We start from the raw sequence: 12,672 nt of genomic DNA on the forward strand, positions 1-12,672 counted from the left end.
CAAGACTGATGGAGTACTGCAGTGTGGCGAATTCGATATCACTGTTGTCGCGGCTGACCCGTTGCACGTGGCTTACCGAGAGGTTGCCAGCCTCGCCCAAACCCAGTGCAGCGTAGGCCGTCGACTCGCGTGCATCCGGCGGCTTTGTCGGGTTGCTACCCAATTGCGTAAAACGCTCGCTTCGCCAGATTGCCCTCGCCCCGAAACTGAAACGTTGTGCCTGTCTCCGGAAGCCGACAGCGGCAAGGTCGCCACCCTTTCCATCGCGATTGAGGCTTCCGGCCAACGCAAAATCGAATTCGGCAATGGCGGACCATACCAGATTCGTGGCCAGTCCAACCGTCTGATGGTCGGCACTGGCTTCGCCGCGTAGCTCGCCGGTAAACCAGCGGGTGAATCCGTAGCGATGCGTGCCGCTGGCAAAGCCGCCAGCATAGTCGTTGCTCTGACGGGTAAATGCCTGCCGCAATACACCCAATTCATAGCTGTATTCGTGCAAGCCAGACTTAAGCAGTCGTGAACTTGCGTAGAAGGGCCTGCTGACGACGGACTCACGGCCGAACAAATCGCGGGTGACAACCCGCATTTCACCAGCGCCGGTCACAACCGGTACCTCAGTAATGGCGAACGGTCCGGGCTCGACCGGGGCACTGGAGCGCCGCGCATTATTAACGAAGATATCGACGGTTGATGGCACCACCGTTTCCCCGGCAATGAGCTCGGTCGGAAAAGTGATAAAGCCAGGTTGGGTAGAGAAATCTGTTCCCCACTTGAGGCCACCAAATCGCGCTGGCCGCCCCCAGGCGCCGGCCTCGCTCAACGTGTCGCCAATAATCATTGAGCGCATCTGCTCGGGCCAGTCTATGCGCAGGTTGGTTTCAAGTCGCACGGCGTTTCGCTCGGCGCTGGAGATATCCCTGACCAGATGCTGGCTTGAGAAAAACCCTCTTCCAGCGAAAGCGCCCAGCTCAAACTGTCCGCTTAAACGGTCGCTGCCGTCGCTGTGCGAGCCAAACAGCGCGTAGTTCAGCATGGCTCCGCGCTGGTCGAAGTCCGGTTCAACGAGAACGCTGTCGTCGCCTGTCACGCGGCTTGGTTCGAAGGCACCCGCCCGGGCGTAAAGTGCCAGCGACTGCTGCTGAGGATCAAACATCGGCAGCACCTCATCGAGCCCGTCGACAGCGTAGAGATTGTCGCCGGCCACAGGTGTCTGCGGAGTGCGCAGTTTAAATGTCTGCAGGGTCTTGTCGTCGAGATAAAAGCGCTGTTGGTCGTCGCGATAGGCTTTTACCAATGCGGGCCGGCGAGATTCGTTTACATTGAGCTCAACCCAGGTTTCCTCTACGTCGCTTTCGGATGTTGCCGGGCGGGTGTCAATGCTGATCAGCTGCCAGAGTGGGTCTACATCCAGGCGATAAGGCCAAAGAGTGTCGATAACAAGGTAGCGCTGTCCCGCAACAATCAGTGGCACAAGATCTGGCAGTGGTAGGCCAAGGGCGCGAACATCGGCACTGGCAATCAGCCAGCGATCGTGCTGCTGTAATAGCGTTACTTGTCGTTCGGTTTTCTGCTGATTCAAAATGACTCGAACAGGCACTTCCCTGATTTCCCTGTTACCCAAAGGAATCGATCGGCGCGGCGGTTGGTAGGGGTTGGAGGACACGGTTTCGGCATCGCTCGGCATGGGCGCGGAGTCACGCTGCACGGAAACCCTGCCTTGTTTCCTGTCGGCGGATATCTGGTAGCCAGTTAGACCATTGAGCGGCAGGTAGAGGTAGCCATTAACCTCGATGCTATCTCGCAGCGAAATTGGCAGGCCGACGGCGAGCAGATCAACGGCGCGCAAGTACACATTGTCATCGGCATCTGCCAGTACCTGAATTGTGTGTTGGACCGGCTTACCATTGATGAACAATTCGACGGCCAGCGGTGACAATGTGCTCGGGCCGACCCAGGGCAGCGGCTTGATGTCTGCGTTTGACGATAGCACGAAGCTCGCAAGAACCGATGCCAGCAACCCGCGTGATCGTCCCATGGTGGTGCTCTGGCATTCCTACTGAACCAGCGCGCGAGCGCGCTGTTCGTTGCGCTCGCTGATCACAACGATATCCAGTGTATCGCCAATGTCTGGCAGACTCTCGGGCTGTAACCGCCATTCCTGACGAGCGCCGGCCAATACATAGCGAAGCTTCGCTCCGGCGCCCAGATCACGCTCGTCATTCATGACACGCCAGGAGGTAAATTTGAAGTGGCTGCTTCCGCGGTTGGCGACAGACAACATCAGCGTCTGATCATCGACTTTTCTGGCAGACCATTCCAGCCGGGCAGTACCCGATTGAGCAGGTTGTACGAATAGTGGCAGGCTCATGTTCAGTGCCAGTTGCAAGCCCTGCCCGGCCGTAGAGGTCGCGGGAATTTCCTGTAGCAGCAGGCGGTAGGCTTGCTCTTCATCGCGACCGTGTGCAGAGCGCAGGCCCACGCGCACGATTTGTGACCCGCCCGGAGCGATAGTAAATGTGGGCGGAACGGCAATGATGTCACGGGTTTCATTCAGTTCGTCTTCACCGTTTGGCTGGGCCCACTGTTTTACGGCCAGTTGCAGCGTTACTGGTTTCTGATCGCGGTTGCGAACGTTCAACGTGGTGGCAGGGCTCGCTGAAGATAGTTCAACCAGTACCGGGTGAACCGAATAGGAACCGGCTGCCGCAAGGGGCGCAGCCAGCCAGCAGATGAGCGCGACGCTCCAGACATGGGGCTTGCGCATCATCGCTGTGATCTCAGTAGTTGACGGTTACGTTAATGGTATCGGAATAGCTGCCAGTTTGGGTTTCCTGCTGGCCCGAGGGAATCCTACCGTAAACCGTTAAGGGGATGCCCAGCCCGGTACCGGTACCGGTCACATCGTTAGTGCCGCTGGTTTCACCCCATACGGATGTGCGAAGTGCATCGCTGTAAAGTTGGTAGGACAGGAAGTTAGAGGCACCGTCAGTCATACGGCGAGTGCTCACGCTGCCGTCGCTGCTGTTGGCACCGTCATCCAGTTCCACCGAGTAGCTGGTGCCGAGGGAGCAGGTTACGGTTACCGCACCGGTAGCGTCGATGTTCAGGTTGCTAACAGGTTCAACATCGCCGAAAGCGAGATTGTTAGCGCTGACGGAGCAGGAGTCTACGACGGAAGCCGTAACATCGAAGGTCGTGGTAGCCGAAGCCTGGGCGAATACATTGCTGCTGGTCAGGCTTAACGTCAGCAGAAACACCGCTGCGGCCAGTGATCTGATCAATCTCATCATTACCTCTCCTTTCATACTTAGTCAGGATCGATAAGCAACTCGCTCCCGGACACAGTTTCACTCCGAAGCCTAGACAAGCAGGGCACAAGGTTGAATACGAGATACTACCTACCGCTGTTTCGCCGGGCGGAATTAACCCGCAGCGCCGCGCGCATTGCTGCGGGGAGGCGATCGCTCCAGCAGCGGTAAAATAAGTTTTATCGGGCATCTACTACAATCGGGATATTCGGCGTAGACTAATTTCGCCGTGCGGCTGGCACGGCTTTCAGCGCACAGCTTGTGCAGGAGAACATCATGTCAAAAGGCATGGACAGAAAGAAAGAAGTGAAGAAAAAACCCGTCAAAACCCTGAAACAACGCCGCGCCGAAAAAGCAGTCAAGAAAAGCTAGTTTCGCGCCGCCCTCGGCAGCATTGTCGGGGGCAAGTTACTCCTCGCCTGATTTTTTCTGACGCTGCCGCTTTGACCAAAAACATCTACGGCTATATGTAATACTTCCTCGTGACGGTGCTTGCCAAAGCCCTCCCATCGTGCCCGGGTGTCGCCGGAAATTGTCTGTCCAGCTGAAAGGCGATCTGTCAGTAGATTAGACACCAATGTGATTTATTTCAGGAGCGGCGCGTTCGTGATTTGAGCGTGGTCGTCAAAGCGGTATGTGGCACACCACCTGGTAGCGGCGATATCAAACAGTTATCCTTTGGGCCGCGTCTGTGCGTCGCAAGTGATTGAATAAATTAAGTTTACCTTTAACTCAGGCGCTTCTATCTCCCACCAGAAAGCCACTAAGTGCATGCGGTGAAACTGACGCCCGCATAAAAAGCTCGGTACCCTCGCCAAAGTAATTGCTCCCTCATTCAATTAGTCTTTGGTATCGAAATTAGCAATATAGACGGTTTGAACCGTGTTTGGTTTGGCTAAACGCATTCTGAGGTCCGGAGATAGTCAGAAACAGGGCGGATTGCTAGCAACACGTTTGCCAGACCTCTTTGTCGGAGAGCATAAGTGCGAGATGTAGCGAAAGTAGCGGTAGTCGCAGTTTGTATTTCTGGTGTTGCATATGGCGATGCTGAGCAAAAACAGACCCGAAAATTAGAGGAAGTTCTTGTTACCGCCAATAAGCGTAGTCAGAGCATTTCTTCCATAGCGGGAGCTGTCAGCGCCATCGACAAAGCGATGCTCGAGCAAACCGGCGCGAACGATCTGTCTGAATATTTAACGCTATCGGCAGGCGTGAACTTCAATAGCAGTACGCCAGGCCTTTCCGTGATTACTATTCGCGGTGTGTCGTCGGACACCTTTCCGGGCCAGTCTCAAACGGCGGTGGGTGTGTACTACGATGATGTGCCGTTAACGGACCCCGCTGCGCCGATGGTTGTGCCAGACATCGATTCTTTTGATGCTGACCGCGTAGAGATACTGCGTGGGCCACAAGGTGCACTGTATGGTTCGGCATCTATGGGGGGAGCGGTCAATTATATTCCGATGACGCCCAACAGCGATGACATTGAATTCGCCGCGCAACTGACGGCTACGGACAGGGTAAACAGCTCAGTAGGCACCAGCCGTAAAATGATGATCAATATTCCTTTGATCTCAGAAGTCCTTGGCTTTCGAGCGGTTAGTCATTACACGCGAACGCGGGGCTATATCGATAACATTGGCACCGGCCAGGATGAAGCCAACGAAGTTATCAGCCGCGGTGGGCGGGCTGCACTGGAATGGGATGTGAGCCCCAATGCCCTACTGCGCGTATTTGGCATGTATCAGACGATTGATGTCGCGGACACTGGATACATGGACGAACGGTTGGGTGATCTCAAAAAGGAAACGACCCAACCAGAACCCACGGAAACCGAGCTGGAGGTGCTGGGCGTTCGCTATGAACACACCTTTGACGAGTACGGTGATGTCATCTTTATCGGTAGCTATCAGGATAAATCGAGCTACCTGTCTGTCGACGGTGCTACGGCACTTGGCATTCAGGACACCGGGCAGGGCATTATCCTGGAACAAGGCGGCATAGTTAATGGGTATAGCGCTGAAATCCGCTTTGTCTCACCACCAAACGATACCTTCGAATACCTTCTTGGCCTTTCATACAGCGATCGAGATGAAGATTTTTTCGTCGTGCTGGACTCCGCTACCCTGGCGGAGAGTTCTGCTGCCGTAATAGCGTTATCACAGCAGCTCGGCGTCGCGTTACCTCCAACCATCACCGCGGGCACCACAGTCTTTCGTGAAAAGGTATTGATCAATGCACCGGAAGAAGCGGCGTTCTTTGAGGGCAGCTGGCAATTCATTGACCACGTGAGACTGGTTGCCGGTGGTCGTTACTACAACAACCGAGTCGATAGTGAAATTTTGGGTGAGGGGCTTCTGTTCCTGACAGATGGCGGCACTGAATTTTATGAAGCCCGTTCAAATTCTGGCGAGGGTTTTAATCCCAAGGTATCCCTTTCCTGGGAACCGACAGATGACATCTTGCTGTATGGCTTGTATTCCCGTGGTTACCGGTTAGGTGGGCCAAATTTGACGCCAAACAATGCGGTGTTCAATACCAAACAGAATTATGAAGCAGACGAAGTAAAAAACTATGAGTTAGGCTTCAAATCTTTCTGGTTTGACGAGCGACTCTCAGTGGATATCGCCGCCTTCTATATCGATTGGCGGGATATGCAGCTGGTAACTGCAGACGATAAAGGCACCTTCAAATACCTCGACAATGCAGGTGATTCCGAAATCAAGGGTGTAGAGCTTTCACTTGCGCTGGTGCCGTTCGATTTTATCAATACACGTACAACATTAACCTGGCTTGATGCCAGACTTGCTGAAGATTATGACCCGCAAAATGGACGCCCGCCTGCACAAGCGGGGGATCGGTTGCCGGGCTCTCCACAGTGGGCTGCCAGCAATACGATAAACCTTGTCTGGAATTCGCATGCATGGCAACCCGCATTCACGCTTGTGCATCGCTACGAAGGTGAATCGTCGACAAACTTATCCTTTCAGGACATTAAAAAAGGTGACTATCACTTGCTGGATGCGCGTCTGTCTTTAACGATTGGCAACTTTTCAGTAAGCGCATTTGGTAAGAACCTGGAGGACAAACGCGGTGTCACGGCGTCCAATAACTATGCCGGTAATAACGGTACAGTTTTGTCGCACAAATACATCACGCCACCTCGCAGTTTCGGGGTTCAGTTTGACTACAACTTTGCGCCTTAACGTTTGGGGAGAAACGATGGCTACGATGAAGCAACCACCGGTTAATATTGTTCAGCTTAATGATGGGCGCAATCTGGCCTGGTATGAGTACGGTGACCCAGCAGGTTTACCCTGCATTTATATCACAGGCACGCCAGCCTCTGGACTATTGGGTATTCTTTACGACGAAGCAGCGAAGCAAGCTGGCGTCCGTTTTATTTCCGTCGATAAGCCCGGCTACGGACATTCTGATTTTATGCCGGGGCGCCGACTCACAGACTGGCCGCGTGATATTACTGCGTTGGCCGATCATCTTGGAATTGACCGGTTTGCCGCAATGGGCGAGTCCGGTGGTGGGCCGCACGTACTGGCGCTTGCCTGGGGAATGCCAGAGCGCCTGACCGTTGCGCTGGATGTATCTGGCATGGGCCCCGGCCATGAAGAATGGGTTCGCAAGGGCATGAAACCGTTAAACCGCCGCTTATTCTGGCTGGCGCAAAAAGCGCCGTGGCTGCTTCGCTTTGCCATGCGCAACATGGCCAATAGCCTTGCCGATCCAAAGCGCCGCGAAAAATGGATTCAGAAGCAATTAGATGCAGCGCCGGAAGCGGATAGGGCGGTCAGCGAGTCCGCGCCGTGGTTAACAGAATTGACCTTGGAGGCATTTCTCGACTCAGTACGCAAGGGCCCCCAAGGTGCTGCGCAGGAAATGCAGATATTCGGACGCCCATGGGGCTTCTCTTTGTCGGACATACGAGCGCCGGTACAAGTGTGGCACGGCACCGAAGATGTCAATGTTCCCATTGCGATTGCCGAACGAGTCTGTCAGGAAATTCAAGGCGCTAAAGCCTTTATCTTTGAGGGTGAGGGGCATGTTGTGGGCTATCCGCGAGCCGGCGAAATCATGCAAGAGATCGTGAGTTCGTACGCTGCCGATCCTGTCGATGCTGCGAAAAATACGACCACTAATCACGTGTTGATATAAAGGAGTGAAACGTGTCTGAGTTAGCGAAAAATCTGGAATCGTTATTTTCCGAATATTGGGAACACGTGTTGGAGTTCTCGCCACAGATAGCACAACAAGTTGGTGACAGCCGGCATGCACGCACGTTGGCAAAAGAATCGCTGGGCGACTACACCGCGCGTTATGAAAGTGCCAAAACGCTTTTGGCGAAAGTAAACGCTGTTGATGTTAGCTTGCTGGAAAAAGGCGATGTACAAAACCATGCGATGATGGCCCGTGAGCTTGGCAATATCGTTGCCGATTTCGAACTCTCGGCGCATCTTCGCCCCGGGGTTTATCCCTTTTCGCCGCCGATGCTTGCAGCTTACTTGCTTCAGCATTCCTCCGTACTGAGTGTGCAGGATGGATTGGAATATGTGGATCGCCTTGGGCAGGTATCGAATTTTATTGACGATCATATCGAACGATATAGGGCAGGTTTTAAAATAGGCTATACCTTGCCTGACTGCTTGATCGCCCCCCTTACAAAAGATGCAGAGGCGCGTGTGAATGCACCGGCAGAATCCTGTGAGGAAATCCGGGTGCTGCTCGCAAAAACAGAGCAACGCTTTGAAGACGTCCGTGCTAATGCGCTGGAAGTACTTCAAGACAAAGTTAAACCAGCGCAGCAGCGGTGGTTGGAGTTCGTACGCAACGAGTTTGCTAATCAAACGACGGATTCCCTCGCAGCAAGTGATCAGCCTGACGGCGAGCGTTACTATCAGCACCGCATACGAATGGAAACTGCTTCAGACTTAACGCCTGCTGAAATTCATCAACTCGGTATCAGTGAGGTGGAACGCATTGCTGGCGCCATGGAAGAGGTGATTAAACAAGCTGGTTTCGACGGTAATTTGAAGGCATTTCAGGAGCACCTGAAGAACGACAAGTCGCTCGTTGCGGAATCGGCTGAAGCATTGAAAGCCCAAATTGAGCAGTTGTCGATGCGGATTAATCGGCGCATCCCGGAGTTTTTTGGTCGTCTTCCGCGAATGACTTATGGTGTGGAAAGCATTCCCGAAGCCGCTGCTCCCGGGTTGCCGCCGGCGTATGCGCAGCCCAACCCGCCAAACGGCAAAACATCAGGTATTCACTGGATTACCAGCCTGCCGGAAAAAGCGCCGCGGTATATGCATATTCCGCTGGCATTGCATGAGGCTTGGCCCGGACACCTTATGCATATTGCGTTGCTGCAGGAGCAGGAACATCTGCCTGCTTTCAGACGCTATGGAGCCTTGAATTATATATCCTATATAGAAGGTTGGGCTTTATACTGCGAGCGCCTGGGCCATGATATGGGCCTCTACGATGATCCGCTTGACGCCTATGGCCATCTCGATATGGAAATGTGGCGCGCTTGTCGACTCGTTGTCGACACAGGTATTCACTACAAGTCGTGGACACGCGATCAGGCCATTACCTTTCTCCGTGACCGCACCAGCTTGCCGGAAGCCACCATTGAGTCGGAAGTGGATCGCTATATCGGTCTGCCTGCTCAGGCGCTGTCTTATAAAATTGGCGAACTTAAGATACGAGAGCTGCGAGAGCGTGCTGAGACAACGCTGGGAGATAACTTCTCACTGCGCGAACTTCATGATCAACTTATTGGTTGCGGAGCCGTGGCGATGGATGTGCTGGACAATCATATTCAGGAGTGGCTCAGCGTCGCCTAGTATGGTCTTGCGCTGCTCCTCTTCTCACGCGCAAGGGCGAGCAGCGGTCGATAGCGGGCGTGCATACGCTGTACTAAGATAACGAGATGAGTCGTGCTTCGAAACCACCAGGGAACAAAAAGTCCGAGCTAATCTGGCAGGCGGTGAAATCGCTTGCGCGATCGTCAGAGGGCGAAGAGCCGGATCGTCTGGGGCAGTACGACACGCTCAGCACATTTGGACTGCGGCGAGAGCTAGCCACCGATGGAAATCGGGGTTATATGGAGTTCGCGTTAACGTCGCCGCATTTAACGGTCATGCGCTCGGCGTTCACTACCTCTGAAGAACACCTGTCAATTGCGACCACAGAGCGTGATGTCTTGCGAATCCGTCTGGGCTTGAGCGGCAGCGTATCATGTCGTAACCCATCCGGTGATAACTCTGTCATTGAAGTGCCATCGTGCCTGATGGTAGCTCAGCCTAAAGCAACGGAGATGGAATTGACGGTACTCCCCATGGAGCATTACCGTTTTGTCGGTTTTGTGATTTCGCGTGGCACGCTTCTAGATGCATGGGGATTTGACCCTTCGGCGTTGCCTGAACCGCTGCGAAGCTTTGAGTTGGGTGAAACGAACTCACTGGAAGTTATCGAAGTGGCGATGTCGTCTGAAATGGTGAACATAGCTACGGACATAATGAAGTGTCGATTTAGTGGAGCATTGCTTGACCAATTTTTGGAGGCAAAAGCCCGTGAAGCACTTTGCTACCTGATGGCCGAACTGAATCGCCCGGATGAAAACCAGGTCGCAGATGCTGAGGTGCGTCTGACCAGCAGAGATCGAAGCGCGTTGGCAGAAGCTCGCCTGATAATTGATAAGGCCTACGTTTCCCCACCGTCGATTAATGTACTGGCGCGCAAGGTTGGCCTGAACCGCAACAAACTGTGCGCCGGTTTTCGCACCGCATATGGTTTGTCCATACATGAATATGCGCGCGAGCTCCGTCTTCAGAAGGCGCTGGAACTGCTGCGACAAGGCGCAATTTCTATTACCGAAGTTGCTGAACAGGTGGGTTATGGGCATTCCTCCAGTCTCACAGCAGCAATCAAACGGCGCTTTGGAGTAAGCCCACGGCAACTAAAACGCTAGCGCTGATGCACGAGCGCTGTGCAAGGCGAAGCTTGCGACCAGAGCCTGACTACAGTTGGCGCTAAAAGCTGGGAGTAAGGGTTTTTTTGGGGGGCAAATGGCCCGCCCGAGAGGATTCGACCTTCTGGCTTCTGGGTGTTGACGGTCACGAGAATGACGAGCGACAACTCCTCCGGATTGTAGACGTGGGCATTTAGTGCTTACCTAGCAAGTTCTTGCTGCATGCAAGGTAGCTAACTCCAATAGCCCATCGATATCGCGGGCTACTATGCGCGACTGTACCAAGTGCCCTTGCCCTTTCCGTGCTGAGCCAGTTGCTGATTAGCCACTAGATTTTGCAGATGCTTCTTTATAGTGTTTCGGTTAGCACCGGTCAGTTCAACCAGCTGGCTAACGGTGAGCTGGCCATGCTCTGCGGCAAACTCCAGAATTTTGATCGACAGCTCTGGCATCTTGGCCCGCAGGATATGCTCTCGCTCGATTTTGACTTCTAAACGCTGCTTTTGCTTTTTCAGCGCCCGTAGAAAGTACTGTACCCAGGGCTGCCAGTTTGGTGATTCAGTGCGGATTGTTCCTTGGGTATTACGTAATGCCAGATAGTAGCCCTCTTTGGACTGCTCGATCACGCTCTCTAGAGAACTGTAGGGTACATAGGCGTAGCCGCTGCGGAGTAACAAAAGGGTAGTGAGCACTCGGGATAGCCGGCCGTTACCGTCTTGAAACGGGTGTATTTCGAGAAAAACGACGGTGAAAACAGCAATTACGAGCAGTGGGTGCAGGCGTTTAGTTTCCAGCGCGCCCTGAGTCCACATTACTATCTCCGTCATCAGGCGGGGTGTATCAAACGGCGAAGCCGTTTCAAAAACCACGCCGACTTCCTTGCCATCCGCATCGAAGGCACTGATATTGTTGGGGTGAGTCTTGTAGTTTCCCCGGTGGCGCTCATCCTTAGGACTGTATGCGAGCAATTCGCCATGGAGTTGGCGGATATGGTTCTCAGTGAGGTCGATATGGTCGGCGCTGTTGAAAATCATGCTCATCACATCTGCGTAACCTGCCACCTCCTGTTCATCGCGAGTATCGAACTTCTTGATCTCGATATTGTTAAGCAGGAGAGCCACTTCCTGATCGGACAATCGGCTTCCTTCAATACGGGTGGAGGAGCCGATACTCTCAATGGTTGCCACCCTACGCAGGGCCGATAGACGATCCGGTGCGAGGGTGCCAATAGCACGCCAGGCCCCTTTAAATTCGTCCAGCTCCGCGATCAGAGACAAGATTTCTGGGGTGATTTGGAGTGTATCTGTGTTTAGGCTCATAGCTGGATATATACCCATATATATCCATAAATTGCAAGTGATAAACGCCTATGGAGCCAAATTAATATCCATATTTATCTGAAAATTGTCGAACAGCCCCGAAGTCTTGCTTTCGTGGGGGTGCCTCAGCTCTAGAGCGGAGGGGTACAAGATGTCAGCACGGAGTTGCATCATTCGCATGACGGGATTTCGACTCATTGCTATCTCCGATTTGATGCTGACACCATAAACCATGTCTAACATGTACGGTTTGCTTGGGGGCAGCTCTTCCGATTCCACGCGGCGGGTGGCTTTGACTTGCGGTCTTCCAAGCGCTCTCGCGTTTTACGGATTGGCAAGTTGGATTCTTTCATCAGCCGGATGATCTCGTACTTTTCAGCGGCAGGGTTCAGAAATACTGTCTTCGCCTCTAAGATCTTCCAACACAACTCTGCTCTTGTCTCCGGCAGAATATTTGTTGCGGGTCTTGCGGCGAATGTCTCGAACGGTTTGATCGGCGATCTTTGGTCGGTCATCACCGTCTCCTCATTGGTTGCCGATGAGCCAAAACTATCTCTTAGGCAAACAGGCTGGTTAGTCCGACTTCTGACGACGAGAAACAGCCAATGCGCTTGCCCAGCCATTTCAGTTGGCAGCAAGCGGACATTGTCGACCGATTTTTTTTAGAGGAGCGACTTCGGCACTGTATTTATCGAACGCCTCTTGCAGCGTCATTGCTTTCGCGTCAGAGGTTGATAGGGAGATGCCCCTGTACATTTCTGACTTAACCAGGTGCGCCCACTGCTTGGCCTTTGCCATTGATGAGAAGGACTTGTTTTCCATTGGGCAACCCTTGCGACGGACATTAACTTGTACTCAACTGCCGGGGCGTTTTGCGAAGTTGCCATCAACTTTCCTTGGATGGCATTGTAAAACTGAAACGTTCCAAGGTTGGCTCGCGTAGGCAATTGCGGGAGTGCGCGGGATGATGGAGGGAGGAGAAAGAGTGCCCCAACTGCATGATGTTATGCGGGGGTTGATGGCCCGCCCGAGAGGATTCGAACCTCTGACCTCTGCC

General features: G+C 53.4%; 9 protein-coding genes. 4 read left to right on the plus strand and 5 right to left on the minus strand.

What is annotated here, in order from left to right; translation table 11 throughout:
- The 3 genes from ABYP39_RS12865 to ABYP39_RS12875 form a co-directional block, all read right to left on the minus strand.
- A partial coding sequence (locus ABYP39_RS12865) for a fimbria/pilus outer membrane usher protein (protein WP_372782883.1) occupies positions 1-2,035 on the minus strand: 2,035 nt, incomplete at its 3' end.
- 18 nt (positions 2,036-2,053) lie between these two features.
- Positions 2,054-2,767: a molecular chaperone gene (locus ABYP39_RS12870; RefSeq protein WP_372750213.1), complete on the minus strand. Its 714-nt coding sequence runs from the start codon at positions 2,765-2,767 to the stop codon at positions 2,054-2,056.
- A gap of 10 nt (positions 2,768-2,777) precedes the next feature.
- Positions 2,778-3,290, minus strand: a complete 513-nt coding sequence (locus ABYP39_RS12875) for a spore coat U domain-containing protein (RefSeq protein WP_372750214.1) — start codon at positions 3,288-3,290, stop codon at positions 2,778-2,780.
- Between the two features lie 1,001 nt (positions 3,291-4,291).
- On the opposite strand from ABYP39_RS12875, the gene ABYP39_RS12880 reads away from it, so the two are divergent.
- The 4 genes from ABYP39_RS12880 to ABYP39_RS12895 all read left to right on the plus strand — a co-directional run bounded on the left by ABYP39_RS12880 (position 4,292) and on the right by ABYP39_RS12895 (position 10,296).
- Positions 4,292-6,514: a TonB-dependent receptor gene (locus ABYP39_RS12880; protein WP_372782885.1), complete on the plus strand. Its 2,223-nt coding sequence runs from the start codon at positions 4,292-4,294 to the stop codon at positions 6,512-6,514.
- A gap of 16 nt (positions 6,515-6,530) precedes the next feature.
- Positions 6,531-7,478 (plus strand): alpha/beta fold hydrolase, encoded by a 948-nt coding sequence (locus ABYP39_RS12885; RefSeq protein WP_372782887.1) that lies wholly within the window; start codon positions 6,531-6,533, stop codon positions 7,476-7,478.
- 11 nt (positions 7,479-7,489) lie between these two features.
- Positions 7,490-9,169, plus strand: a complete 1,680-nt coding sequence (locus ABYP39_RS12890) for a DUF885 family protein (RefSeq protein ID WP_372782889.1) — start codon at positions 7,490-7,492, stop codon at positions 9,167-9,169.
- Positions 9,170-9,255: 86 nt separating this feature from the next.
- Positions 9,256-10,296, plus strand: coding sequence for a helix-turn-helix transcriptional regulator (locus tag ABYP39_RS12895; RefSeq protein ID WP_372782891.1), 1,041 nt, complete (start codon positions 9,256-9,258; stop codon positions 10,294-10,296).
- A gap of 266 nt (positions 10,297-10,562) precedes the next feature.
- Here ABYP39_RS12895 and ABYP39_RS12900 read toward each other — a convergent pair whose 3' ends face one another.
- Together ABYP39_RS12900 and ABYP39_RS12905 are read right to left on the minus strand one after the other, a co-directional pair.
- Positions 10,563-11,615: a Fic family protein gene (locus tag ABYP39_RS12900; protein WP_372764217.1), complete on the minus strand. Its 1,053-nt coding sequence runs from the start codon at positions 11,613-11,615 to the stop codon at positions 10,563-10,565.
- 624 nt (positions 11,616-12,239) lie between these two features.
- Positions 12,240-12,437 carry a hypothetical protein gene (locus tag ABYP39_RS12905; protein WP_372782893.1) on the minus strand — a complete coding sequence of 66 codons (198 nt, stop codon included), beginning with the start codon at positions 12,435-12,437 and terminating at the stop codon, positions 12,240-12,242.
- Positions 12,438-12,672: the final 235 nt, after the last annotated feature.

Origin of the sequence: Litorivivens sp. (assembly GCF_041625495.1) — a bacterium.
GTDB lineage: Bacteria > Pseudomonadota > Gammaproteobacteria > Pseudomonadales > Spongiibacteraceae > Litorivivens.

Excerpts from the sequence above, each read along its gene's own strand:
- ABYP39_RS12870 (WP_372750213.1), bottom strand. The coding sequence starts at position 2,767 with ATGATGCGCAAGCCCCATGTCTGGAGCGTCGCGCTCATCTGCTGGCTG.
- ABYP39_RS12875 (WP_372750214.1), bottom strand. The coding sequence starts at position 3,290 with ATGATGAGATTGATCAGATCACTGGCCGCAGCGGTGTTTCTGCTGACG.
- ABYP39_RS12885 (WP_372782887.1), top strand. The coding sequence starts at position 6,531 with ATGGCTACGATGAAGCAACCACCGGTTAATATTGTTCAGCTTAATGAT.
- ABYP39_RS12895 (WP_372782891.1), top strand. The coding sequence starts at position 9,256 with ATGAGTCGTGCTTCGAAACCACCAGGGAACAAAAAGTCCGAGCTAATC.
- ABYP39_RS12900 (WP_372764217.1), bottom strand. The coding sequence starts at position 11,615 with ATGAGCCTAAACACAGATACACTCCAAATCACCCCAGAAATCTTGTCT.
- ABYP39_RS12905 (WP_372782893.1), bottom strand. The coding sequence starts at position 12,437 with ATGGAAAACAAGTCCTTCTCATCAATGGCAAAGGCCAAGCAGTGGGCG.